Source organism: Neobacillus sp. plas4 (assembly GCF_057221695.1).
On record NZ_CM170152.1, the window covers coordinates 5,072,268 to 5,097,774 of the forward strand.

Genomic DNA, 25,507 nt, shown 5'->3' on the forward strand with positions numbered 1-25,507 from the left:
GGTTAAGTTAACAATATAGCCAAGTTGTAAACCTGTAACTTTATGTATTTTTATACAAAGAATTGACTAAAAACTAAAAATAGTTGCAGATAAAATAGACTAAATACTGGTTTGGTTGCATACAAAAGTTAGACAATTTTGAAATGCTTGGATTTTTAGCTAATAATAGGTCCGAAGATCATTTTTTTGTAAATGTGGCTATAACGGTAACAATGTTGTCACTCTAAATCGGAAGTGGTAAGATAAAAAGGGTAATTATCGAAAATTTCGGATGAAAATGAGCATATTTTTAGAAGGTTAAATTCAGATATAAAGGAGCGTTTCATCATATGATGGGGATTTTAAATAAAGTGTTCGACCTAAATAAGCGTGAGCTGAAGCGGCTGGACAAACTGGCAAAGCAAATTGACGCACTGGCAGCAGATACTGAAAAACTTAGTGACGATCAGCTCCGAGAAAAAACGGAAGAGTTTAAGCTTCGCTATCAAAAAGGTGAAACACTGGATGACCTATTAATTGAAGCCTTCGCGGTTGTTCGTGAGGGAGCTAAGCGGGTGCTTGGTTTATATCCGTATCATGTTCAGCTAATGGGGGGTATTTCTCTTCATGAGGGGAATATTTCGGAAATGAAGACGGGTGAAGGTAAAACCTTAACCGCTACCATGCCTGTTTATTTAAATGCCCTTTCAGGTAAAGGAGTACACGTTATTACTGTCAATGAATATCTGGCAAGCCGTGACGCAAACGAAATGGGTCAGTTATACCAATTCTTAGGTTTAACAGTTGGTTTGAACTTAAACAGTATGTCAAAGGAAGAAAAGCAAGAAGCATATGCCTGTGACATTACATATGGAACTAACAATGAATTTGGCTTTGATTATTTGCGTGATAACATGGTCCTTTATAAAGAGCAAAAAGTACAGAAGCCGCTTTATTATGCGGTTATTGACGAGGTTGACTCGATTTTAATTGATGAAGCACGTACACCATTGATTATTTCTGGTTCTGCCCAAAAGTCAGCTATTCTTTATATTCAGGCTAACGCTTTTGTACGAACACTTACTAGGGATACTGATTTTACGTATGATGAAAAAACAAAAGGCGTAATGCTGACTGATGAAGGAATCAGCAAAGCAGAGCGTGCATTTGGGATCGAAAATCTTTTTGATATTTCCCATGTAACCTTAAACCATCATATTAACCAGGCATTAAAAGCAAATGTCAGTATGCACCTTGATGTGGATTATGTTGTCCAAGATGGTGAAATCATTATTGTTGACCAGTTTACTGGCCGTTTGATGAAGGGCCGCCGTTATAGCGAAGGTTTGCATCAGGCGATTGAGGCAAAGGAAGGCTTGGAAGTTCAGAACGAAAGCATGACCATGGCAACAATCACCTTCCAAAACTACTTCCGTATGTATGAAAAGCTTGCGGGTATGACAGGTACAGCGAAAACGGAAGAAGAAGAATTCCGTAACATTTATAATATGAACGTTATCGTGATTCCAACGAATAGACCAATCGCACGTGATGACCGCCCGGATTTAATTTATGCTTCTATGGATGGCAAATTCCGTGCTGTCGTTGAGGATATTGCCGAGCGTAATCAAAAGGGCCAGCCTGTCCTTGTTGGTACAGTAGCCATTGAAACATCCGAATTAATTTCTAGATATTTATTAAAAAAGGGAATTAAACACAATGTTTTGAACGCGAAAAACCATGAGCGCGAAGCAGAAATTATTGCGGAAGCAGGTCATAAAGGCTCTGTCACGATTGCTACAAACATGGCCGGCCGTGGTACGGATATTAAACTTGGTGAAGGCGTTGTTGAATTAGGCGGTCTTGCCGTTCTCGGTACTGAGCGTCATGAAAGCCGACGAATTGATAACCAGCTTCGTGGACGTTCTGGACGTCAAGGAGACCCTGGGGTAACCCAGTTCTATTTATCGATGGAAGATGAATTGATGCGTCGATTCGGTTCTGACAACATGAAAGCGATGATGGAACGACTTGGAATGGACGATACGCAGCCAATTCAAAGTAAAATGGTTTCTAAAGCCGTTGAATCTGCGCAAAAACGTGTAGAGGGCAACAACTTTGATGCTCGTAAGCAGCTTTTACAATATGACGATGTTCTTCGTCAGCAGCGTGAAATTATCTACACCCAGCGTGATGAAGTGTTAGAATCAGAAAACCTGCGTGAAATTATTGAAAAAATGATTCTTTCTACCATTCAGCGTAACGTTGAAGCACATGCAAATAAGCATGAGGATGAGGAAGAATGGAACCTGCAGGGCATTATTGACTTCGTAAATGCTAACCTGCTGCATGAAGGTGACATTACCATTGAGCAATTACGCGGTAAAGATCCAGAGGAAGTGACAGAGGCGATTTTTGCTAAGGTGAAGGAACGTTACGATGAAAAGGAACAAATCCTTTCTGATGAACAAATGCGTGAATTTGAAAAAGTGGTTACACTTCGTGCTGTGGATAGTAAGTGGATTGACCATATTGACCAAATGGATCAGCTTCGCCAAGGTATTCACCTTCGCGCGTACGGACAAATTGACCCGCTTCGCGAATACCAGCATGAAGGCTTCGCAATGTTTGAGGCAATGGTTTTATCCATCGAGGAAGAAGCTTCTATGTATATCATGAAGGCAGAAATCCGCAACAACCTTGAGCGTCAAGAAGTCGCTAAAGGGCAGGCTGTCAATCCGAAGGAAGACGGAGAAGCAGTTAAGAAAAAACCAAAAGTAAACCAAATCAACATCGGCCGCAACGATCCATGTTATTGTGGCAGCGGGAAGAAATATAAGAACTGCCACGGGGCAGGGAAATAGGCAGGTAAAGGGCTGGCAAAATGTCAGTCCTTTTTATTTTACTAATTGTAGGCTATTAAGATAACTAGTGGAGGACTTGATTCCCTTAATTGGAGATTCTGCTGCTTAGAGGTAATCAAAGATGGGTTTTGATTCCCTTCAACTGCGAAAATGGGGCTTGGCGGTAATCAAAGACGGGTTTTGATTCCCTTCAACTGCGAAAATGACGCTTAGCGGTAATCAAAGATGGGTTTTGATTCCCTTCAACTGCGAAAATGGGGCTTAACGGTAATCAAAGATGGGCTTTGATTCCCTTCAACTGCGAAAATGACGCTTAGCGGGAATCAAAGATGGGCTTTGATTCCCTTCAACTGCGAAAATGACGCTTAGCGGTAATCCAGGATATAAAATCAGCTACCGGGCACTCCAGCTCCTCAAAATTTTAGCTTACGCATTCGCCCATAAAAAAAAGAGAGGTTCCCCTCTCAATTTCACTGTTTCTTCAGCCATTTCTGCAGCCCCTCGATCTTTTTCCATAATTGAAAATGATCGTCTACATACATAATAGCCTCGCTCTCGTCCCCTAATTGATATCCACTTGGAAGGAACATAGGGATTTTCTTTTTACCCGATAAGAATGGAATAACATGTGGGTTAACTTTTTTAGCCTCTTTCAGTAATTTAGCAGCATTTGCAGAAAAACCATTTTTATATAATTCAAGCAAAAGCTTGTTATATAAACCATGTGCAGTCGACTCCTCATACTGCTTCAACAACCGTTCTGCACTTTCCAATAATCCTTCTTCAAGGTAAGCGCCAAACAGGATATATCGGATACCTTGGTTATCATTTGGGTTTAATTCTAGAAGCTGCTCGTATTCACGTATCGCAACCATAGTTTGTCCTAATTGATGAACGGCATTTGCATACGATGCCTTCGCACGCATATATGGTCTTGTTTCGAGTAAGCCCCAGAAATGACCTTTGTTCTCTTTGAAAAAGGCTTTCCCGAGTTCCTTTTCCCCAATTTCCATGCCTTTTTTTGCATATATCATTGCTTCCTCATCAGAATCTGCGGCTTCAGCTAATATAACATAGGCATCAACGCACTTGGGATCTAGCTTAAGAGCCTGCCGCGCAAGATCACTTCGCTGGTGTCCACGTGCTTCCATGGCGTCATAAACCAGTTGCTGGGCACGCCCTTTATTCGTTTTTGGTGCCTTTTTAGGGGCAGGAGCAGCAAGCTTCTTATTCAAAAATTCATTTATTTCTTCCATGGTCTCAAAATTGTGACCTTGGATCTCCTCCAATACTTCCTGCATGATTTGTTCTGTAGGCATTGGCCCTTGAACTAAATTAAGCGGCCTAGTAGAATCAAGCTCAGTCGACTCTTCCATTGAAATCTCAATAATACTTCTTATCTCCTCTTCCAATTCGTCATCCATTTGTCTATAGGTAGACGAAAGGGAGCCCACAGGTACCCCATACATCTTGGACAGTTCCTTTTGAGTTAGAGGTGATTTCAAATGGTTAAACGTTGAGATTAAATAATGCAGAGATGCTGCATAGAGATTCGGATTTTTTATCCTCTTTTGCGTTTTCTCACAGTATTGGAACCAGAGAATGACCCCTAAATCCACAATTGGCGGTATTTCACCTAACGACTCAAGCTTCTGCTTTAAAATTTCCGCCACTTCCTGATAAACCGGTGACTGCCACTCCATGCCATCTACATCTATCATCCCGCCAATCCCCGGAAGGTCCTTCATGATTTCCATAAAGAAATCGGTGAAAAACTCCTGCGGTGAACCGTAGCCTGCCATATCACTTTTTTGTTTAATAAAATCAATCGCTTGATGAAGCGGTAAATCATGCAAATCAAATGGCGCTGGGAAAAAGACATACATTTGTTCAAACGGAAGGAGAAATCCAATAAAAAATGTTCCCTTTTCAAATGGTTGTTGTAAATTTGTTACCATGGCCATAAATTCTTCCGATGAAAGACCATCAGTAACAGTTAGAATATTGTTTTCAACATGGGTAATTTCACCCGCAATTGCCCTCGCATTTGTCCAAGATTGCAAGATTTGTTTCAATTTTGGCCGTTTAAGTTTTCGAGCCTCTAAGGGTATGAAGTTTTCTAAAATGGTTTCCCCATTTTCCAATTTATAAAACAGCGAATACCAAATCGTATAGACAAATTCGAAAAACTGACGCTCTTCCTCTTCTATGTCAAAGTATTCATGATATTCATCAAATCCCTTGAGTATTTCCTCTTCATAATGATCAAGTGCAAAGTGAAGGAGACGCTTTTGTAAATCGTCAATCTCACCTTCAAGCACATGGGTAATTGATACAGCCTCCCTCGCACCACAGCATTTTTTATACTTTTTTCCGCTCCCGCATGGACAAGGTTCATTCCGGCCTATACTCTCTTTCATCATTACTCGCCCCTTAATCCCTCTACTATCTTTAGGTATCTATTATTATTCCAATTAAAATAGTACCATTTTTGCCAGCTTGATAGGAAATATACTTCAACTTTTAAAGATGGTCAAAAAAAATGCATACATGATTTCACAATTGAAATCATGTATGCACAGTATATTATAGCGATACATTTTTATCAGATTTGATGTTTGAATCATTCCCAACATGTTTAAAGACATTCACCATAAATAAAATGACTCCTAACACCACAACGATTGAACCGATGATAGTCGGTGCAAGGGCTGCGGAAACACCCATTATTTGCAGTGCAATCCCGCCTAACATAACCGGTACCCCAATATTGTGAAACCAGAACTGCGTTTTTGCCAATTTTGAATTCGCTGCATTTGGATATAAGTGATAAATAATTCCAAACAACGCCATCGTTACCCAGCCCAACAAATTAACATGGGCGTGGACGGATGTAAAACGGAAATCATGAATAATTCCCATGGTCAGACCTGCCAAAACCCCAATTGTAAAATAAACTGTTGCTACCTTTAAATACGCTTTTCCCACTTTGTACCTACCTCCTTTTCTCATTTCTGTAACTATTATACTATATTACATTTAAATACCAATATTCCAATTATGGCAATAGTATTTTTACCGAAGGCTCTTTTCTTAAACTTGTTGCTTTTTCGAATAAACTTTAATGATTGTGCTAAATTTCCCGCAGAAAAATCAATAAATATAATAAGAAAAGAGCCTGCAAACTAAATTCTAAAGCTCAAAATACATATTTCCACGTTAAAATCGGCTTTAGGATTTTAACAACAATCATACGAAAAACAGCCTTACCAAAAAAAACCTCCTAGTAATATAGGAGGGAAATTATGATTGCTTCATAAATTCGAGAACCTCCAGGTCGATAAAACCAGAGCTCTGTTCTCTCATTTCAAAGTTTTCAGTATGAATATAGGCTGTTAGGGCTTTAAATACTTCCTCTTTGCTTTGTGAAGTACTGCTTAGATACGACAATCTGGTTAAATGATGAATGAGCTCCTCTTTGATTTCTCCTTCAATCGCAGCAATTCTCTCAGCCTTTGAAGGTGCAAAATAGAGCTGTTGAAGATGATAAATTCGAATCAATTCTTTAATGGGGTCTGGATGGTCATCAACTCTTAGATCTATATAGCGGTCGTTGAAACCGCCATAGCCACCCTTTTCCTTTACGATATAGAGTGCAGCAGACTGCTTACCCCTGCTATCGCCTCCAGCCTCTTGCCCTCGGTCTAACGCAGTGAGAAGTCTGTCTGCGAGCGAACCATTGGTTTCTGTATACGTCTGGGCCATTGCTTCAACTGTTTTTTCATCGACTAAAATATTCCCTTGGGCAGCAAAATGGGTGCCTGTCACCCCGCCAGCCCAAGTGTAGCAAGCATATCCTGTGAAAGTTGCAGGTGAACCATTGGAATCAATCAGACCGACCTGGCGCATTTCTTTATCCGGATCCTCCTCAAGCAGGATATCGAGTGTTTCTTGGGCAGTCTTTCCCTGTTCCATTAATTCCAGTGCTTTTGGCCCATAGGATGTATTCGCATAGGATTGGGTTGCAACAGCTCCAACACCTGCCTTTGCCCAAGGCACCACTGCACCTACCCCAAGAAACTTTGATTGAACGGCAATCCCCCATTCCTTTTCGATTGGGTCATAGCCTACGATGGAAAAGGTCATATGATAATCCCCCTAAATTTATCGTAATTTAAAAAGCAGCCCCGATTGCTCAGGACTGCGTTCATACGTATTAATGTGTTTCAATCAAGCCATAGCGTCCATCTTTACGCTTATAAACGACGTTCGTACGGTTTGTCTCAGAGTTGTTGAAGACGTAGAAGCTGTGTCCTAATAGGTTCATTTGAAGAATCGCTTCTTCACTGTCCATTGGCTTCAGATCGAAGCGTTTCGTACGAACAAGTTCTAAATCATCTTCATCTTGTTCTTGGACTTCTGAGTTTTCAGATATAGCAAACGTAATCGGGATATCACCTTTTTCACGGAATTTACGATTAACCTTTGTTTTGTGCTTGCGGATTTGACGCTCCAGCTTGTCTGAAATCAAGTCAATCCCTGCATACATATCTACATTTGTTTCTTCTGCACGAAGGACTAGGTTTGGCAGAGGAATGGTTACCTCCACTTTTGAAGTTTTATCTTGATTGAATCTTAAATTCACATGTACCGTTGCTTCAGGTGCTTCTGTGAAATATCGTTCTAATTTTGAAATCTTCTTTTCAACGTAATCTCTAATTGCTGGAGTTACCTCAATGTTTTCACCACGAACGTTATAATTCATTTGTGGACTCCTCCTTTATATTCCTATGTAAATACATTTCTATTTTACCCCTTCATTCTCCTGCTAAATCCTAATATAAATTTTGTCGAAATTTTGACAAAAACAACGGGTAAATAGTGAGAACCATTTAACTAAATGGCTATTCAGAAATGTGTTTACACATTTAGTCTATTATTTCCAGGGACAATTTACCACTTTTAAGTCTTGTGAATAAGGTACTGAGGATGAAACGTGACTGGGGGAATTAAAAATGGAACAGCATGAAAGAAGAACTCTCGCTTGGCATGAAACGTTAGAATTGCATGAACTCGTTGCTTTTCAATCTGTTGGCTTAATGAAATTAAAACTGTCATATAAAAAGGTACCTGATGCCGAGCTAAAAGAGATTTACAACAAATGCATTCACGAATTAGAACATAACCTGACTGAATTGCTTAAATTTTATCCTTCCGCCCCAGGCTACCAAGGCAGGGATGACGACGATGACTATCGCGAGGATGTTGGGTTTTATGCCGGTGACCTTCTCGGTCTTTCTAAATCGTTAGTCCGTAATTTAAGTATTGCGATTACGGAGACCGCAACACCAGCTTTGAGAAATGTTCTAACCAAGCAAATCACCGCAGCGATTAAAGGACATGAACGTATTTTTAATTATATGCATAAACACGGGCTTTATCCTTCCTACGATTTAGGACGCTTACTAGGGCATGATATTGAAAATGCTCAAAAAGCCTTAAAAATGAAATATAAATAGAATTAGGTTAATTACCGGGCAAGCGTAAAGGAGTGTACCCTTTGCGCTCCTGAACCTTTAATTAATTTAGCAGCATGCCTAAGGGTCGAACCAGTCGTATAAATATCATCGATTAACAGGATGGACTTTCCTTTTACATCCATGTCCTGGTCCAGCTTAAAAACCTGGGGAATATGAATCCGTTCCGATCTTGACTTTTTAGATTGTTTTTCTGCATGTGTCCTGGTAAGGAGCCTGCTGGAGATTAAACCTGACTCGATAATCAGAGCCTCAGCCTGATTAAATCCCCGCTCGTATAACCGCTCCTCACTTAATGGAATGGGAACGAGAAGGTCTGGATTTATTTTATTAACATAATTTATTAAATAGGGTGCAAAAATTCTAGAAAGTACATAGTCTCCGCGGAATTTATATGTTGCGATAATTTCCTTTAAAAATTCGTTATAAGTGAATATCGAGTGATTGAAGGTAAGATACCCATTCCAGTCAATATCCTCCTCCCAGCGCTTGCAATCATGACACAAGTCGTCATGTTTAAACCTTTCATCTAAAAACTGAAATGGCCGGCTGCATATTCTGCATGTTTCGCCTTCAACCTTTTCCAACTTCCCCTCACATATCGAGCAGATTAGTAGTTCTTTTTCTTTTGAAAAAATAGAGATCCATCCGATTGAAGGCTGGATTATGTCATGGCATATTAAACAGTGGGTATTCGTCAATCAAGAAGCCCCCTTTTGACACCTTCCATATTCATAGCAATGATTTGTTTTCGTGCCTTGAGCATAGGTTCAGTTTTTCCATAATGAAAGAAGGTAACCACACCATCAGGATAATCCTTGCTTCTTCCCGCCCGACCGGCAATTTGGACAAGGGCACTTTCAGTAAAGATATCGTCCTCAGCACCGATAACAGCAACATCAATATTGGGAAAGGTCACACCTCGTTCTAAAATGGTGGTTGTCAGTAATAATGGGATCGTTTTGTTTCGCATTTTTTGGACCTTTTCTTTGCGAAGGGGATCCTCTGCATGGACTGCCTCGATGTCAGGCGTTAATTGGCAAAGGATTGGGAGAGCTTTTTCCATTAAACCGATATGCGGGAAAAAAAGTAACGCTTGCTTTCCACTATCAAGGCGTTTTTTTACCCATTGCATCACATTGGCAGGAAGTTTATCTTTTTTTAATTGTCTTTGCCAATTACCACACCATGTAAAGTGAGGTACTGGAAGAGGATGACGGTGGAATCTAGCTGGGATTGTAGTGAACGCTCTTTTATCTGTACGGCACTCCTGCTGCCATTTTTCGTTCGGTGTCGCTGTCAGGTAAATCATTGATGAATCTAACTTTCTAGCTTGAACAGCACCATATTGGAGCGATTCCTCTACTGTATATGGAAAGGCGTCAACCTCGTCCAAAATGACGGTATCGAAAGCGTGGTAAAAACGGAGCAGTTGATGTGTGGTAGCAATGGTAAGCGGAGCATAGAGATGGCGATCTTCGCTCCCCCCATACAGGGAAGCAACGGTGATTCCTGGAAATGCTGCTTTTAATCTCGGGGTTAGTTCGAGGACAACATCTGTGCGCGGTGTTGCAATGCAAACTCTTTCTTGGGCAGCAAGAGCCGCTTCTATTCCGGCAAACAGAACCTCGGTTTTTCCTGCTCCGCAAACCGCCCAAACTAGGAGTTCAGTCTTGCTCTTTACTGCCTCAAGTACTTTATTAGATGCGGCCTGCTGCCCATCCGATAACCGTCCTTTCCACTCCAGTTTTTTTTCCGGTAAATGGTTCCGAGGACCAGGCCCATTCCATCCTATTAATGGTGTACATGCACTGATTCTCCCCATCATCAGGCATTTACGGCAATAAAGGCATATTTCCCCGCACCTTGAACATGGAAACTCTGCAAACCACTGTATTTCTTTATTGCCGCAGCGGGAGCAAAAACGCTTATTCCTATAATACTCAATTCCCTTTCGGTAGGTAATATAGCCATTTTCATAGTGGTTATGGATTTCTTCAAATGGGAATGGAAGGTCATCGAGCAGGAGTTGTTTGCCTGTAAGAAGCAGCTGTAGTTTAGAGTTGTAGGGGAAATTAAAGTTTAATGGTGGTTGTGGAATGGTTGGTATTTGTGAGATGGGAAGTGAGTCAGTACTCTTTTGAGGGAATAAATAATTCTCCTTTACAAGGAAACGCACGAAAACAGCACCCTTCTTATTTAGTTTTTTTGAAGTATCACTCCTTCATTACTGTTAAGAATTCAACAAGTGTTGTCAAAAAACCTGTTTATTGTCGATGATTAATAAAATAAAATTATTGGCAGTAAAGAGGCCGCAAACTCAAATCGAGTAAGGGCTTCTTTATTATTATTAACCTAACTTTATTTCAATGGCTTCGATCCGCTTTGCTTGACCTGTGGTTCCAGCTTCTTCACCGTTTTCCTTCCAATCGGTCCATCCGACGTTTTCAATGTGTACACGATACATAATGTTTAATCCATCAGCTTTTATTTTGATGGCTTCAAGTCTTAACGCTACACCGATAGTTCCTAAAACTTCCCCATTGGAACGTTCGTTCGTCCAGCCTAAATCCTCGATATGTCCTTGCATTTGCAATCGAGCATTAGTGTTTTCTAGTCTAACAGTTAATGCTTCTAATCTTCGTGATTGTCCGGTTGTTCCTGCGGTTTCACCATCTCTTTTTACTCCCTGCCAGCCGATATCTTCAATATGTGCTTCATAAACGACAGATGGTGATAGTGATAGTGATGTTACTGGTGCTGCTTTTTTATTCAATCCGTAAAATTGCACCAATCCATTGACGATCCCCTGCGCACATTTTATTCGGTAATCATCTGACTTGAGCAGTCTTAAATCCTCTGAATTGGTCATAAATCCACATTCGATGAGCAAAGCATCCATGTTGGTTTCACGTAAAATAGCAAAGTCGGCACGCTTCACCCCGCGATTGACCATGCCTGTAGCGATTATGGTATGATCGTGAACCATTCTTGCCAGATTATAGTTTCTGGCAGTTGCATTTGTGTGAATATAGGTTTCAATTCCGCGCGCTGGGCTCGCTCCTGCATTTGCATGGATACTCACCACACAATCCACTCGCAACTGGTTGGCTAAGTTTGCACGTGCTGTTAGGCTTGTATCAATACTATCATTTAAATCGTGAGTAAAGAATGTCTCTACATCATGATAATCCGAAAGTAAATTGGCTACATGGAGGGCAGTACCTTTATTAAACTCAAATTCTCTCATACTGTTATCTAAAGCACGTTTTCCAGGCGTGTTTATGTCATGTCCAGGATCTAACATAATTTTAACCATTAATATCATCTCCCTAAAACTAGTTAATGAAAATAAATTAAATTTGGTTCGGATATTTTCAAAAATTAGATATTTCCCTATTAATTACCCTAACCTTTATCAAAGATTTATAATTTTTCAATAACCTTTTCAAGAGAATTAACTACCCCTTAAAGCCAACATAAGCCGGGCTTCTGCCCGGCCATCTCATACATTATCTTCTGATCCATCCGAGTCCCATCGCACCTTCTCCCAAGTGGGTTCCAATGACTGGACCAAAGTAACTGATGAAGAATTCAACATTGGGATACAGTGCTTCTAGCTCTGACTTCCATTCCTGGGCTTCGTCCTTGCGGTTTGCATGGATGATGGCGGCCTGAAAGTTTGCGCCGCTTGCAGCGTCTTCCCCTAGCAGGTTAGCAATCCGTTTCATCGCTTTTTTTCGTGTGCGTATTTTTTCAAATGGGACAATCACTTTATTCTCAAAGTGGAGAAGTGGCTTTACTTGAAGTAAACTACCAATAAACGCTTGAGCACCTGAAAGGCGGCCGCCACGCTGTAGATGAGATAGGTCATCTGCCATGAAGTAGGCTTTAGCCGTTTTCTTCAATTCCTCTAGGCGTAAGATGATCGTTTCGGCATCTTCCCCGTTTAAAGCCATTTTTGCCGCCTCAATGGCGTAGAAACCCTGGGGCATGCAGCTAATCTCCGAATCGAATGGGTATACCTTCAAACCCTCCACCATCGTACTGGCTGTGACAGAACCGGCATAGGTACCGCTAATTCCGCTTGAGAGATGGACGCTGATGACGGCTTCATAATCCTTAGCTAATACTTCAAACAGCTCTACAAACTGCCCGATTGGAGGCTGAGAAGTGGTTGGCAGTTCCTTCTCCTTCACTAGTTGAAAAAACTCACCCGCTGTAATATCAACTTCCTCACGATACACCTTGTTTCCGAAGATAACATTTAAAGGGATCATATGTATATTCCATTTATCGCGTATTTCTTTTGGTATGTAAGCGGTACTATCCGTAACAACTGCCGTTTTCATCATAAATTCCATCCTTAATGTCATGTTTGTTACTATTTTATATGAAACTAAGAAAAGCGCAAGCGCCCTGGTCAGCGGCGTATGGCCTGGAGGGCTCCAACTGAGATAAAGGAAACACGAAGAGCCGGAGGCGATTCGATGTTGACTTATCGTAGGTAGGTAAAAATCCTGAAGGGATTTTTACTCGCGGAGACCGAAGGACACTAGCCGCTAGGGCGCTGGAGCTGGACAGTAACCTAAGTTTAAAAACTTATACTTTCTTATCTTTCAAGTGAAAAGGCACGCTCCGTAATAGAGCATGCCTCTTAAATAACTTATCTCACTTCGACCCAGCCATTCTTAATCGCTGATACCACTGCCTGAGTACGGTCATTAACATTCATTTTTTGTAAAATGTTGCTCACATGATTCTTTACCGTTTTTTCACTAATAAATAAAGCTTCCCCAATTCCACGGTTACTTTTACCATCTGCCAGCATTTGCAGTACTTCACATTCACGTCGTGTTAGAAGATGAAGCGGACGACGCAGTTCCAGGGTTTGAACAAAGGCACCTCCGCCAGTGCGTCCAGCTGTCAGTTTGCGGTATTCATTTACTAAATTATGCGTTACCTTAGGATGCAAGTAACATCCTCCATCAGCGACAACACGAACGGCCTCAATCAGTGCATCCGCATCCATCTCTTTTAATAAGTATCCTCTTGCTCCTGTTTGGAGTGCATGAGTAACATAGTTCTCATCATCATGGATGGATAAGATAATAATTTTTGTATCTGGAAATTTTTCCGATAGCTCACGTGTTGCTTCAATTCCGTTCACTTGAGGCATATTAATATCCATGATGACTACATCAGGATTATAGGCGTTTACGATGTTTATTGCATCACTTCCGTCATCACCCTCAGCAACCACTTGGAATGCCTTTTCAAATTCTAGGATTCGTTTAACCCCTTCTCTAAAAAGTTGATGATCATCGATAATCGCAATCTTCGTCATAATTTTTTCCCTCCTGCTCCATTTATTCGCTTATGTTTTTAAGACGGTATCGGAACCACGATAAAGACTGCTGTTCCTTTTCCTTTTTTAGATTCAAATGTGATACTTCCATCTAAGAGCTCTACTCGTTCTCTCATCCCAATCATTCCAAAGGACTCTGGCTTTTTTTGATTCATATCAAAACCAGAGCCATTGTCCTTAATTAGAACGGTAATTTCCTTCTTTGTCATTTCCAGCCTTACTTTTATTTCACATGCATTGGCATGCTTTAAGGCATTTTGTACCGATTCTTGTATCAACCGGAATAAGGCAACTTCATACTTCGTAGGAAGCCTGCTCTCTAATCCAATATGAATAAAATCAATACTAGAACTGTTATGATATTCTTCGATGGTTTGTAAATACTTTCTGAGGGTAGGCACTAGGCCTAAATCATCAAGCGCCATCGGGCGAAGGTCATAAATAATTCTCCTGACCTCATAAAGTGCGGCACGGACCATCTTTTTAAAGCTTCCAATCTCTTTAAAAGCTTCCTCAGGTCCTTGTTCCTTATAAACACGGTCCACTAAATCCGATCGCATGATAACATTTGCCAGCATTTGCGCTGGACCGTCATGTATCTCTCTAGAAAGCCGTTTCCTCTCTTCTTCCTGAGCTTCAATAATTTTCAAGCCAAAGTCCTGTTTTGCTTTTGCATTCTGCAATTCTTGACCCATCAGTTTTAAATCACTCATCAGGTAATTCATGACTACTGATATTTGGGAAATAAGCTGGTCTGCCCGGTCAATCGTTTCATCCAATCCCAATAGTCTGCGCTCAAGATCAGCTCGTTTGTCTAACAGCTGCTGTTTATATTGCCAATTTATCGACAGGTCCATTTGCAGCTGGTGAGCTTTTTCATATGCCTCCCTGACCTCAGCCTCAGAATAGGCTTTAAAATTCATACTAAGCTCTGATAACGTTAGTCTCGCCCTAAGTACCTGTTCTTCAAGTCTTTCCTCTTCCGCTATAAGTTTGATCATCATGTCTTTAATCGTTTTTAGTTCATCCGTCATATTTTCATAGTCTTTTCGACATTGCTCACTAATTTGAAATATATCGCTTTTACTGCTGGTGACGGTTTCAATCATCTCTTCACGGATTTCATCAATCGATTTTACATTAATCTTCTGAATTTTCGCCATGCTTTCCTCCAGAGACCTTTTTTCTAGTTTAACGCTAATTGTAATATTTTACTATCTCTATGCATTAAACTAAAAATTTTCCCAACTTCTTAGTGCATAAGTAGTATAATGTTTTGTAGCAAATCTACTATTTTAAAAAAATACAGTTAACACTATTTAACCATTATTTATTATAACACGGGAAAATGACTTCAATGTTAAAGTTATATTACACCAATATTTTTTTTATATTATTCGAAAGATATGATGGGAGGAGATTACTATGCTATCAAGGTATTTTACGGTTAAGCAGGAAATTGGTCAACATGAAATTGTCATTCAAAAGTCACGTTTTATTTCTCATATCAAAAGAGTAGAAACTGAAAGTGATGCTCAGGAATTTATCCAAATTTGTAAGAAAAAATATTGGGACGCGACCCATAATTGCTCGGCTTACATGATAGGTGAAAATGACCAAATTCAAAAAGCAAATGATGACGGAGAGCCTAGCGGAACTGCAGGCGTTCCTATTCTTGAGGTATTGAAAAAAAAGAAGCTTAAAGATACTGTCGTCGTGATTACCCGTTACTTCGGAGGGATAAAATTAGGTGCTGGCGGGCTTATCCGCGCCTATGGGAAGGCGACCTCAGAAGGGCTGGGTACAGCTGGAATTGTGGAGAGAAGGCTCGTTCAAGTGATTCACGTGACAGTTGATTATACTTGGCTTGGGAAAGTTGAAAAGGAACTTCGGGATTCTGATTATATCCTGAAGGAAATTCATTATCTCGACATTGTTAAATTGGACGTTTATGTAGATGAAGACAAAGTAAATTTGTTTCATGAATGGATAACCGAATTAACAAACGGCCAGGCTGGCATTGAAAAAGGGCAAACAGCGTATTTAGAGGTTGAACTATAAAAAAAAAAGTGACTGACTCAACTGCCACAGCAAGTGTCATTTTGAGTCCGTCACTTTATGATCGATTTTTTGCCGTAGTAATACCAAACATACGCAAAATCTTTAGTAATGGATGAAAGTTATTCCCCAACAAACCGATCTTTTCAGCGATTAGCTCCATTAATAAGACAAGTGCTCCGATTAGAAGGATAGAGACACCAATTCTTGCATGAGAATAAATTACAGCCACCACACCAAAAAATGCCGACATTGCATATATCATTAAAACTGTTTGGCGATGAGAATAGCCAAGCCTCAATAAACAATGGTGTAAATGAGATTTATCTGGGGCTGACAATGGCTGATTATTTATGATCCTTCGCATGATGGCAAAAAAGGTATCTGAAATTGGAACTCCAAGGATGATTACAGGGATAATAAAAGAAATAAAAGTTACATTTTTAAATCCTAACAAAGAGAGTACTGAAATAATAAACCCCAAAAACAAAGCTCCGGTGTCGCCCATGAATATAGTTGCTGGATGGAAGTTATAAAAAAGAAAACCTAGCGTGCCCATTAAGACGATCGTGCCCACAGCAACAACAAACAAGTTGCCCTGAATGAGTGCCATACCTGAAATGGTAACTAAGGCTATCGAGGACACACCTGCTGCAAGACCATCCAAACCGTCAATTAAGTTGATGGCGTTGGTAATCCCAACGATCCAAAGAATTGTAAACGGAATACTGAGGTATCCGAATTCTAAATGTCCTCCAAAGGGGAGATTAATGAAAATAACCTGAAGGTCGCCTAAAAAAACAACAGTCAAAGCAGCTGCTAATTGGCCAAGAAGCTTGTACTTAGCCGATAATTCGAATATATCATCACAAATTCCAGTAATTACAATGATTAAACTGCCTATTATAATGGCTATTGAGGCTGGATTTATTGGCTGCAAAATGAAAATACCAGCAATAAAGCTAATAAAAATGGATAAACCGCCAAGCCTTGGCATCGTCGCTTGATGGACCTTACGCTGATTTGGCTTGTCAGTTGCTCCTATATAGACAGCTAACTTTTTTATGAGTGGAGTAATAAGAATGGAAATAATAAAACATACTATCAAGGTGAAAAACAGCATAGTGACCCTCCTCGATAGTATCTTGTCCATAAAAGCATTTTCGAAAACACTCTATATGTAGTAAAAACAGGAAATTATACCAAAAAAAAAGCCTAAAACTTTGTTTTAGACCTTTCTATGAATATATCATTATCTATTTTTTAAATTCACAGGCTTGAGCCCTTTAAGAAACTTTAATAGCGGTTTATAGTCCTCTCGAACGAGCCCTATACTCTCAACAACTAACTCTATGGTAATTAAAAGCGTTAATATGACGATAATGGAACCCCAAACGGTCGATTGTGAAAAAACAAACGCAGCCAAACCAAACAGAGCAGCCATTGCATAGATCAATAAGACTGTTTGCCGGTGAGTAAACCCTATTTTCAACAAGCAGTGATGAAGGTGTGATTTGTCTGGTGCTGACAACGGCTGTTTGTTTACTAAACGACGAATAATCGCAAAGAATGTATCAGAAATTGGCACACCGAGAATGATAATAGGGATAACTAATGAGATAAATGTTACGTTTTTATAACCTAATAATGACAATACTGCGATAATATAGCCTAAGAATAGGGCACCCGTATCTCCCATAAATATCTTTGCAGGGTGAAAGTTATAGAAAAGAAAACCTATCGTGCTTGCCGCTACAATTAGCGCCATAATTGTTACATATTGGTTCCCCATTACCATGGACATTCCTGCAATTGCAAACAATCCAATGGTAGAAACACCGCCAGCTAATCCATCTAAACCATCAATGAGATTGATGGCATTGGTAATGCCGATAATCCAAATCATTGTAATTGGAATACTTAAGTAACCAAAATCAATAATACCACCGAAAGGAAGATTGATAAATTCTACCTTTAGACCGCCATAAATCACGACAACAGCGGCGGCAGCAATTTGACCAAGTAGTTTGACTTTAGGCGATATTTCCTTAACATCATCCACCATGCCTGTTAAGATGATGATTGTAGCGCCAATAACGATTGATAAGTGAAATTCCCCATACATTAATGTAGAGGGCTTACTAATAAGCGTTCCAATGATAAAGCTAAGAAATATAGCCAATCCTCCGAGTCGAGGCATGATACGTGAATGAACTTTTCTTTGATTTGGTTTATCTGTAGCTCCAATTTTAAATGCTAGTTTCTTAACCAGTGGGGTGAGTAATATGGATGCAATAAAACAGATAACTAGAGTTATATATAACATATGCCCTCCAAGATTTACGTATCTCTATTTTTATATTTTGATAGTCATACCTTATTAATCTAACAAACATATCCTAAAGGATTATAGCACAGTAATTTACAGAAATAAACTAGGATAAGCTATATTTCTTTCTCTTTACTTTTAATAAAAATATTACAAAAGTACAATAAAACCAGTGATATCAACGATGAAAACGGATTTGTCTCAAATGAACTATTTCACAATTCCGACAAATTACTTCTATTTATTAAATTTTTGTTGAAGTATGTTACACATTATATAGACGATTACCTTCTGAAAAAGTTTCACCTTTAATTTCAAAATTTCTAAGTAAGTTTTATCTAATGAAAAACCCCCTTCAGTGCGAAAGGGGTTTTTAACTGTAAGCCCAAAATCTTAAAATCTAGATTCAGCTAAATAGGCAGCAAGTGCTTCTTTCCAATCACGAAGCGGTCTTAGACCTTGCTTTTCAATCATCTTCTTGCTTAAAACCGAATATTTCGGACGTGCAGCAGGTCGTGGAAATTGATCACTCGTTAATGGATTAACTGTGACTTTCAAATCTGCCTGCTTAAATATTTCCACTGCAAATTCATACCAAGAACAAATTCCACTGTTCGTTGCATGATAAATTCCATATTTGTCTGTCTCCATTAATTCGACCATGAACTGGGCTAAATCAGCGGTATAGGTTGGTGAGCCAACTTGATCATGAACGACACCGACTTCTCCTCGTTCTTTGCCTAGACGGATCATGGTTTTAACAAAATTATTTCCATAAACACCAAATACCCATGCGGTACGAACAATGAAAAATTCATCTAGGTGCTTTTGTAAAAGCTGCTCACCCGCTAATTTTGTTCTTCCATAGGCACCTAGCGGTTTTGTTGGTTCATCAACCTCGTAGGGTTTAGATGCTGTGCCATCAAAGACATAATCAGTGCTAACATAAAGAAGTTTTGCACCAACCTGTTTAGCCGCTTTCGCTAGGTATTCTGTACCAGCAGCATTAACTTGATAAGCCGCATCTTCGTTTTCCTCAGCAGCATCCACATTCGTGTAAGCCGCACAGTGAAGAATCACGTCTGGCTTTACTTCACTTATATAAGCAAGAACATCCTCTTCTTTGGTAATATCTAATTGCAGCCGGTCGGCACCGAACGCTTGATGATTCTTTCGCTCCAACTCCAAAAGAACATCCTGACCCAATTGACCAGCTGCACCTGTTACAACAACCTTCATTATTCTACCTCTAATCTGTCGCCATATTGGGATTTCACATAGTCCTGATATTCACCAGAAATAATATTTTCCCACCACTCACGGTTATTTAAATACCAGTTGATCGTTTGTTCGATTCCTGTTTCAAAATTATACTTTGGTGACCAGCCAAGTTCGGTACGAAGCTTTGTCGCATCAATCGCATAACGGCGGTCATGACCCGGGCGGTCCGTAACAAACTTCATTAGAGACTCTGGCTTATTAAGATGGTTTAGTATAGTTTTTACAATTTCGATGTTTGTACGTTCATTATTGCCGCCGACATTGTACACTTCTCCATTACGTCCTTTGTGAAGGACAAGATCAATTGCCTGGCAATGGTCTTCAACGTGAAGCCAATCACGAATGTTCAATCCATCTCCATAGATTGGAAGTTCCTTATCATGTAGAGCATTGATGATCATTAGCGGTATAAGCTTTTCAGGGAAATGGAACGGTCCGTAGTTATTCGAACAGCGTGTAATATTCACAGGCAGACCAAATGTCTCATGGTATGCACGAACGAGCAGGTCTGCACCAGCTTTACTAGCACTATACGGGCTGTTTGCCGCTAAAGGAGTTTCTTCTGTGAAATAGCCTGTCTCACCTAAAGTACCATATACTTCATCTGTTGATACTTGAAGGTATTTTGTCACACCAAAAGTCTTTGCAGCATCAAGTAACGCCAAAGTTCCTTGAATATTGGTCTGTACAAAGATTCCTGGATCCGTGATACTACGGTCAACATGGGATTCAGCAGCAAAGTTCAACACATAATCGAACTTCTCTTCTTTAAAAAGACCATTGATAAATTCACGGTCTGCAATATCCCCACGAACGAATTTATAGTTAGCTGCATTTTCAATATCTTTTAGATTTTCAAGATTTCCAGCATACGTTAACAAATCTAGGTTAACGATATTATATTCAGGGTATTTATTTACCATATAACGGACAAAATTGCTGCCAATAAAGCCCGCTCCGCCTGTAACTAATAACTTCATTGCAATGCCTCCTATTTCTCGTACACAAAATTTAGATGAGTTGCTGCACTCAATGTTGGGTGCTTGGTATCCTTATCAGATAAAATCGGATTCTCTGTCGGCCAATCGATTCCTAACTCTGGATCATTCCAAAGAATACCGCCATCATGCTCAGGAGAATAATATTCATCCACCTTATAAGCAACAGTGGTATCCGGTACGATTGTACAAAATCCATGTGCAAATCCCTTCGGAACAACAAGCTGACGCTTATTGTACTCGCTTAAAATTACACCCACCCATTGTCCATATGTAGGGGAACCCTGGCGAATATCAACAGCAACGTCATAGATCGCACCTGTTACGCAGCGAACGACCTTTGTTTGTGCTTTAGGATTCAATTGAAAATGTAATCCGCGGAGTGTTCCAACTGCAGCAGATAACGATTGATTATCTTGAACAAAATCATAATGTAATCCTAATGATTCAAATAAGTCTTTATTATAACTCTCCATAAAATACCCGCGGTGATCACCAAAAACCTTTGGTTCCAAAATTTTCAAGTCAGGTATTTTTGTTTTAATAATTTTCATGTGTATACCCACCTATTCATTATCGTCCTTGGTTCGCAACTTTAATTAAGTATTGACCATATTGATTTTTCTTTAATGGCTCTGCTAACTCTATCAACTTCTCTTTTGTAATATAGCCCATCTTGAAAGCAATTTCTTCCAGACAAGCAATTTTTAAGGATTGTCTTTTCTCTACTGTTTCAATAAATTGAGAGGCTTCAAGCAAGGAAGCATGTGTACCAGTATCTAACCAAGCATACCCGCGTCCAAGAAGTTCAACTTTTAGTTCACCCATCTCAAGATAGGCTTTGTTTATATCGGTAATTTCCAATTCACCACGAGGTGACGGTGCAATACTTTTTGCAATGTCAACGACACGATTATCATAAAAATATAAACCTGTGACAGCATAATTAGACTTAGGTACATCAGGCTTCTCTTCAATCGAAATCGCTTTTCCATCTTTATCAAATTCTACAACACCGAAACGCTCTGGATCGTTCACATAATATCCAAAGACGGTTGCTCCAGTTTCCCGGGCTGCAGCTCTTTTTAATAATTCTGTTAAGCCATGACCATAGAAAATATTATCTCCAAGCACCAGTGCTACGTTATCGTCTCCGATAAACTCATCGCCTAAAATGAAGGCTTGTGCTAATCCACCCGGTTCTGGCTGAATTTTATATGTAAAGTTCATGCCTAAATCAGAACCATCACCTAAGATTTGTTCAAAACGTGCTGTATCTTCTGGTGTAGATATAATCAATATATCCTTTATTCCTGCTAACATTAAAACTGATAGTGGATAATAGATCATTGGTTTGTCATAAACAGGTAATAATTGCTTTGAAACTACCTTTGTTAAAGGATAAAGTCTAGTTCCACTGCCGCCTGCTAGAATAATACCTTTCACGTAAACCCCTCCAATTTCATACTTTATATGATTTTTCTACAAAAACTGACATGTTTTCCATTCCCCATTATAAAGAAGGTTATCTAATAAAGACAATTATTAACATGATTGTTAGAAAAAAGTTATAATTTTAACATAAACATTGCGGGAATACTGACGTTTTTTTAAATATTCCCATAAGATCATTAAAATATGTTTACACATAGAAAAAGGACCTCTTTTATACAAAGAAATCAAATTAAAAAAGGATCCGTTTGACTTACTAAAGAGAAAATAACTTTTTAAAGGTTTTTAAAGCAACTTCCTTATCCCTTACAGTTAGTAGTTGTTTGAGGAAGCGCTTTGCCAATTGAATTCGATATTTAGGCAATAAATCTTTTTTAAAGTTTTTATAGAAATTGACTTCCGATTCCAAAATACTTTGATAACGTTGTAATGAAACTCTTGTATAATCTAATACCGATAACTCATGCTCTAATGAAACGTTGATCAAAAAAACCTTCCGTCCCTTTTCATAAATCTTGAAAAATAACCAATGATCTAAGTAATCAAGTGGAAAGTCTTCATTAAAACCATTTATTTCATTTAAAAAATTGACTGCAATTAATGCACCTGAATTTATTGCCATGACTGGCTGCTCCTGAACACCAGGAGAGGGCCGTTCCTGTTTTAACGGACGGAGTGAGTTACTATAAACGGGAGAAATCATAATATTTTCACTATTAATTTTTGGAACAACCGCGACTACTTTTTCAGGGACTTCGGATAAGTTTAAAATTGAATTAAAATAATCATAAGTTAATTCTGTATCATGGTCGAGCAGCAGCAGCCACTGGCTATTATTTTGTTTTGCAGCTGCCCAAGCATAATTATAAGCTGCAGCAATCCCCAAATTACGGGGATCATGGTAATAAGTAGTATGTATCCCCTCATGACTAAGGGGGGTAAAGTCCTGCTTTGACGGACTATTATCATATAAAATTAACTCGATATTTTTGAGGGTATTATTTTTTGACCCCAGAATTTGCTTTAACGTTTGAAACGTTTTACTTTCCTCTGGCTTAAGCTTGTACAAGACTAATACCATTGTTAGTTTCATTTGAACCCCTCATTTGCGCTCAATTCTTTCTTTGATTGCGATACAACGAGCATAATTAAAAAGAAACAAATACCAATTGGATTATTAATGAAAGGATTAATGTTTGTTAATAGCAGTAATCCCATAAATGCAGACAATAATGAAATATCCAATGCAGAAATCTTATAATCCTGTTTGTACGCCTTATAATAATTAATGTAAATGATTAAAAATAAGTAGCACCAAATAGCGAAACCAATTAAACCTTGTTCCAATAAAATATCGAGAAAACTCATTTCCAATCCATCTTCTCTTCCGGCAACTGCAGACCCATAACCTAAGCCAAGAATAAGGTTTTTAGGATTGGCTAGTATTTCTTTGGATGCAACAATAAATTCCATCCGTGCATTTACACTGACATCGTTCACTTGTGTTTTCGTTTTACCAGATGTAGTTCCATTTGCCTCACCCTCTTGATACTCTGATGTATCCTCAACAGTTACTACTTCAAATCGTTCAAGCGTCATGTATTCAAACAAAAACGGAACAGCCACCAATACTAGAAGGGAAATCGTAAATTTTCTAATAAATTGTTTGGATTGAATCATTTTCTTAATCTTGTTTGATAATCCTTTAATCGGATCCACAATCACCTTAACATCCAAAACAATAATCATTAGAACACTTAACATAAAGGCGAGCAAAAATCCTCTAGTTTCCGACCAAAGAACAGAAATTGAACCCAGAATAACAATTGCAATTTCAAGTTTACGATAGTTTTTGTTCAATAAATCATTAAACGAAAGAATAAGACCGATTAAAACAAAAAGATGACTCTTATAAAAAACACTATTGCTTGGACGGAAAAATAGATCATCATTCATCATCCAGTTCATAAAATCATAAAACGGCTTAAAATTGGCTGCAAAAACTGTTTTCCCCAATAGTGACACCGTGATTGTAAAGATGGCAACCACGAGCGCACTATACTTCAATAATCTAATAATACGGTTTAAGGTAAAACGTTCATTCGAGATATAATATGCTAATGGAAAATATAAACCGAAGAAAGCTACCCTTAGAAAGTCCATCATTACAATCGATAGCGGATGACCATTTACAAGTCCTATTACTGCACTTGCTGCAAACCAAACTATTAAGGTATATACCCCAATTGTAACTGGATTGATTCGAAAAAAGGTGTTAATACGTGTATTAAACCATGCCTTCTCTTTCACAATCCGGAATATAAACGTTACTATTAACAGTATGAATAGAACTTGCCGAATCGATAACACACCAAAATCAATCAGCCTTCCACCACCGCCAACGAATAGCTCTACGAAAAAAACCGTTAGTAATATTTTCTCAAACCTATTCATAATCAAACCTCTCCTATTCCTATCGGCACCTCTAAACGTGTAAGGATGGCCTCCTATATAAATTCTCTATGTGTAAATCAGATATTAAACATACACTTTCCTTTTTTCTAGCAGTGATTTAATTGAAACCTTTTTATACTTTAACGCCCTCTTCTCAACTAAGTACCAAGAAATGATTGCAAACACCAGCGTTACTGGGAAAGATAATAAAAAGTTTTCTATTGGTGTCAGCTGATTATTAAAAATGTGAGTCATAACTTGTTGGATTGGAAATGCATAAATATAAATGCCGTAGGAAAAATCTCCAAATTTCCCAAAGTTATGGAATTTTACTGCTGAATCAAAAGCCACATAAAAAATGAGATATGTTCCAAAAATAGAAAACGCATATTCAAAATAACCTACTATTGCTGAAATAATCATTAATATAAAAGATAACAAGGCGAACCAGCCGTTTAAATAGATTTGTTTGCGAAAAAGATAAACAACCATACCCGCACTAAAATAGCGGAATAAATCGGTATAAAAACCGCCTTTTCCTAAGAAATATAGAACAGTACTAAGAATAAACCCAAGCAAAACAACTCTTCTATCGAGAAGCCTTGTCACACCAAGAACAGCAACGACAATATAAAAGAAAAACTCATACCATAACGTCCATAAGGAACCATTTACCGCTGCCGGCCATATATTTTTCTCAAAAACACCCGGCAGGTCGTATTGCATCCAGTATAAAGAGATTGTTTGCAAATACTCGAAGGTGTCTCGGTCCTTAAAGTAGTTCATTAAACTGACTTCTGTCATAATTGGACCAAGGACAAAAACCGATAATAACACTACAAATATAAGTCCAGGGAAAATCCTCAAAGTTCTAGCTTTAAAGTAATTTATTGGATTCTTTGAACGGTCGAAGCTTTGGGTAATAAGAAATCCACTAATAACAAAAAAGATTGCAACCGCTAGCTCTCCAAAAGTCATTCCTCCATTTGTCCAAATTGCAAAGGGCTCAGATGCATTGTTACCAGTGGTAAGTGGATAAGCATGTGAGAGAATAACTAAAGTAGCGGCGAAAAATCGAATAATATCTAGATTGTTTTTTCTTTCATCTATGCATTGTTCAATATTTTTACGTGATATCAAGCTTTACCATCCCCTTTATTTTTATCTTAGGGTGTAAATATAATGCG

General features: G+C 38.8%; 22 protein-coding genes. 3 read left to right on the plus strand and 19 right to left on the minus strand.

Features of this window, described 5'->3' with window-relative positions:
• Positions 1–329: 329 nt before the first annotated feature.
• Positions 330–2,843, plus strand: coding sequence for a preprotein translocase subunit SecA (gene secA, locus AC2TFD_RS25660; RefSeq protein ID WP_484674187.1), 2,514 nt, complete (start codon positions 330–332; stop codon positions 2,841–2,843).
• 470 nt (positions 2,844–3,313) lie between these two features.
• Here secA and AC2TFD_RS25665 read toward each other — a convergent pair whose 3' ends face one another.
• The 4 genes from AC2TFD_RS25665 to hpf all read right to left on the minus strand — a co-directional run bounded on the left by AC2TFD_RS25665 (position 3,314) and on the right by hpf (position 7,608).
• Positions 3,314–5,263 carry an SEC-C metal-binding domain-containing protein gene (locus tag AC2TFD_RS25665; RefSeq protein WP_335568860.1) on the minus strand — a complete coding sequence of 650 codons (1,950 nt, stop codon included), beginning with the start codon at positions 5,261–5,263 and terminating at the stop codon, positions 3,314–3,316.
• A 166-nt stretch (positions 5,264–5,429) separates the two neighbouring features.
• Complete coding sequence (locus AC2TFD_RS25670; RefSeq protein WP_335510975.1) at positions 5,430–5,831, minus strand: cbb3-type cytochrome c oxidase subunit I; 402 nt, start codon at positions 5,829–5,831, stop codon at positions 5,430–5,432.
• A 315-nt stretch (positions 5,832–6,146) separates the two neighbouring features.
• Positions 6,147–6,989, minus strand: a complete 843-nt coding sequence (locus tag AC2TFD_RS25675) for a DUF1028 domain-containing protein (RefSeq protein ID WP_484674188.1) — start codon at positions 6,987–6,989, stop codon at positions 6,147–6,149.
• Between the two features lie 70 nt (positions 6,990–7,059).
• Complete coding sequence (gene hpf / locus AC2TFD_RS25680; protein ID WP_335510980.1) at positions 7,060–7,608, minus strand: ribosome hibernation-promoting factor, HPF/YfiA family; 549 nt, start codon at positions 7,606–7,608, stop codon at positions 7,060–7,062.
• A 250-nt stretch (positions 7,609–7,858) separates the two neighbouring features.
• Here hpf and AC2TFD_RS25685 point away from each other — a divergent pair, with 250 nt between their 5' ends.
• Positions 7,859–8,362: a spore coat protein gene (locus AC2TFD_RS25685; RefSeq protein WP_335510982.1), complete on the plus strand. Its 504-nt coding sequence runs from the start codon at positions 7,859–7,861 to the stop codon at positions 8,360–8,362.
• A gap of 11 nt (positions 8,363–8,373) precedes the next feature.
• On the opposite strand, the gene AC2TFD_RS25690 is transcribed toward AC2TFD_RS25685, so the two are convergent.
• The 6 genes from AC2TFD_RS25690 to AC2TFD_RS25715 all read right to left on the minus strand — a co-directional run bounded on the left by AC2TFD_RS25690 (position 8,374) and on the right by AC2TFD_RS25715 (position 14,911).
• Positions 8,374–9,081 carry a ComFC family protein gene (locus tag AC2TFD_RS25690; protein WP_484674189.1) on the minus strand — a complete coding sequence of 236 codons (708 nt, stop codon included), beginning with the start codon at positions 9,079–9,081 and terminating at the stop codon, positions 8,374–8,376.
• Positions 9,078–10,559, minus strand: a complete 1,482-nt coding sequence (locus tag AC2TFD_RS25695; protein WP_484674190.1) for an ATP-dependent helicase ComFA — start codon at positions 10,557–10,559, stop codon at positions 9,078–9,080. The genes AC2TFD_RS25690 and AC2TFD_RS25695 overlap by 4 nt, the downstream gene beginning before the upstream one ends.
• 171 nt (positions 10,560–10,730) lie before the next feature.
• Positions 10,731–11,699, minus strand: coding sequence for an N-acetylmuramoyl-L-alanine amidase (locus tag AC2TFD_RS25700; protein ID WP_335568855.1), 969 nt, complete (start codon positions 11,697–11,699; stop codon positions 10,731–10,733).
• Between the two features lie 193 nt (positions 11,700–11,892).
• The gene (locus AC2TFD_RS25705; protein WP_335568890.1) at positions 11,893–12,732 is read right to left on the minus strand and encodes a DegV family protein; all 840 of its coding nucleotides are present in this window, start codon (positions 12,730–12,732) and stop codon (positions 11,893–11,895) included.
• Between the two features lie 314 nt (positions 12,733–13,046).
• Positions 13,047–13,730: a response regulator gene (locus tag AC2TFD_RS25710; RefSeq protein WP_335517295.1), complete on the minus strand. Its 684-nt coding sequence runs from the start codon at positions 13,728–13,730 to the stop codon at positions 13,047–13,049.
• A gap of 35 nt (positions 13,731–13,765) precedes the next feature.
• Positions 13,766–14,911 carry a sensor histidine kinase gene (locus AC2TFD_RS25715; RefSeq protein WP_335517289.1) on the minus strand — a complete coding sequence of 382 codons (1,146 nt, stop codon included), beginning with the start codon at positions 14,909–14,911 and terminating at the stop codon, positions 13,766–13,768.
• A 262-nt stretch (positions 14,912–15,173) separates the two neighbouring features.
• Between AC2TFD_RS25715 and AC2TFD_RS25720 the strand changes: the two genes are divergently transcribed.
• Positions 15,174–15,809, plus strand: a complete 636-nt coding sequence (locus AC2TFD_RS25720) for a YigZ family protein (RefSeq protein ID WP_335520649.1) — start codon at positions 15,174–15,176, stop codon at positions 15,807–15,809.
• 55 nt (positions 15,810–15,864) lie between these two features.
• Here AC2TFD_RS25720 and AC2TFD_RS25725 read toward each other — a convergent pair whose 3' ends face one another.
• The 9 genes from AC2TFD_RS25725 to AC2TFD_RS25765 form a co-directional block, all read right to left on the minus strand.
• Positions 15,865–16,929 carry a glycosyltransferase family 4 protein gene (locus AC2TFD_RS25725; RefSeq protein WP_335520652.1) on the minus strand — a complete coding sequence of 355 codons (1,065 nt, stop codon included), beginning with the start codon at positions 16,927–16,929 and terminating at the stop codon, positions 15,865–15,867.
• Between the two features lie 129 nt (positions 16,930–17,058).
• Positions 17,059–18,132, minus strand: coding sequence for a glycosyltransferase family 4 protein (locus tag AC2TFD_RS25730; protein ID WP_335568854.1), 1,074 nt, complete (start codon positions 18,130–18,132; stop codon positions 17,059–17,061).
• A gap of 396 nt (positions 18,133–18,528) precedes the next feature.
• Positions 18,529–19,374, minus strand: coding sequence for a dTDP-4-dehydrorhamnose reductase (gene rfbD / locus AC2TFD_RS25735; protein ID WP_335568853.1), 846 nt, complete (start codon positions 19,372–19,374; stop codon positions 18,529–18,531).
• Positions 19,374–20,396, minus strand: coding sequence for a dTDP-glucose 4,6-dehydratase (gene rfbB, locus AC2TFD_RS25740; RefSeq protein ID WP_335513760.1), 1,023 nt, complete (start codon positions 20,394–20,396; stop codon positions 19,374–19,376). Before rfbB ends, rfbD begins: the two co-directional genes overlap by 1 nt.
• An 11-nt stretch (positions 20,397–20,407) precedes the next feature.
• Positions 20,408–20,968 (minus strand): dTDP-4-dehydrorhamnose 3,5-epimerase, encoded by a 561-nt coding sequence (gene rfbC, locus AC2TFD_RS25745; protein WP_335568852.1) that lies wholly within the window; start codon positions 20,966–20,968, stop codon positions 20,408–20,410.
• A gap of 19 nt (positions 20,969–20,987) precedes the next feature.
• Positions 20,988–21,860, minus strand: a complete 873-nt coding sequence (gene rfbA / locus AC2TFD_RS25750) for a glucose-1-phosphate thymidylyltransferase RfbA (protein WP_335513765.1) — start codon at positions 21,858–21,860, stop codon at positions 20,988–20,990.
• Between the two features lie 262 nt (positions 21,861–22,122).
• On the minus strand, positions 22,123–22,959 hold the full coding sequence (locus AC2TFD_RS25755) for a glycosyltransferase (protein WP_335568851.1): 837 nt from the start codon (positions 22,957–22,959) through the stop codon (positions 22,123–22,125).
• Entirely contained in the window at positions 22,956–24,320 is a 1,365-nt protein-coding gene (locus AC2TFD_RS25760; protein ID WP_335568850.1) for an O-antigen ligase family protein, read from the minus strand. The genes AC2TFD_RS25755 and AC2TFD_RS25760 overlap by 4 nt, the downstream gene beginning before the upstream one ends.
• 84 nt (positions 24,321–24,404) lie before the next feature.
• Positions 24,405–25,460 (minus strand): acyltransferase family protein, encoded by a 1,056-nt coding sequence (locus AC2TFD_RS25765; RefSeq protein WP_335513772.1) that lies wholly within the window; start codon positions 25,458–25,460, stop codon positions 24,405–24,407.
• Positions 25,461–25,507 lie beyond the last annotated feature (47 nt).

Excerpts from the sequence above, each read along its gene's own strand:
- secA (WP_484674187.1), top strand. The coding sequence starts at position 330 with ATGATGGGGATTTTAAATAAAGTGTTCGACCTAAATAAGCGTGAGCTG.
- AC2TFD_RS25665 (WP_335568860.1), bottom strand. The coding sequence starts at position 5,263 with ATGAAAGAGAGTATAGGCCGGAATGAACCTTGTCCATGCGGGAGCGGA.
- AC2TFD_RS25675 (WP_484674188.1), bottom strand. The coding sequence starts at position 6,989 with ATGACCTTTTCCATCGTAGGCTATGACCCAATCGAAAAGGAATGGGGG.
- hpf (WP_335510980.1), bottom strand. The coding sequence starts at position 7,608 with ATGAATTATAACGTTCGTGGTGAAAACATTGAGGTAACTCCAGCAATT.
- AC2TFD_RS25685 (WP_335510982.1), top strand. The coding sequence starts at position 7,859 with ATGGAACAGCATGAAAGAAGAACTCTCGCTTGGCATGAAACGTTAGAA.
- AC2TFD_RS25700 (WP_335568855.1), bottom strand. The coding sequence starts at position 11,699 with ATGGTTAAAATTATGTTAGATCCTGGACATGACATAAACACGCCTGGA.
- AC2TFD_RS25705 (WP_335568890.1), bottom strand. The coding sequence starts at position 12,732 with ATGAAAACGGCAGTTGTTACGGATAGTACCGCTTACATACCAAAAGAA.
- AC2TFD_RS25715 (WP_335517289.1), bottom strand. The coding sequence starts at position 14,911 with ATGGCGAAAATTCAGAAGATTAATGTAAAATCGATTGATGAAATCCGT.
- AC2TFD_RS25720 (WP_335520649.1), top strand. The coding sequence starts at position 15,174 with ATGCTATCAAGGTATTTTACGGTTAAGCAGGAAATTGGTCAACATGAA.
- AC2TFD_RS25725 (WP_335520652.1), bottom strand. The coding sequence starts at position 16,929 with ATGCTGTTTTTCACCTTGATAGTATGTTTTATTATTTCCATTCTTATT.
- AC2TFD_RS25730 (WP_335568854.1), bottom strand. The coding sequence starts at position 18,132 with ATGTTATATATAACTCTAGTTATCTGTTTTATTGCATCCATATTACTC.
- rfbD (WP_335568853.1), bottom strand. The coding sequence starts at position 19,374 with ATGAAGGTTGTTGTAACAGGTGCAGCTGGTCAATTGGGTCAGGATGTT.
- rfbB (WP_335513760.1), bottom strand. The coding sequence starts at position 20,396 with ATGAAGTTATTAGTTACAGGCGGAGCGGGCTTTATTGGCAGCAATTTT.
- rfbC (WP_335568852.1), bottom strand. The coding sequence starts at position 20,968 with ATGAAAATTATTAAAACAAAAATACCTGACTTGAAAATTTTGGAACCA.
- AC2TFD_RS25755 (WP_335568851.1), bottom strand. The coding sequence starts at position 22,959 with ATGAAACTAACAATGGTATTAGTCTTGTACAAGCTTAAGCCAGAGGAA.
- AC2TFD_RS25760 (WP_335568850.1), bottom strand. The coding sequence starts at position 24,320 with ATGAATAGGTTTGAGAAAATATTACTAACGGTTTTTTTCGTAGAGCTA.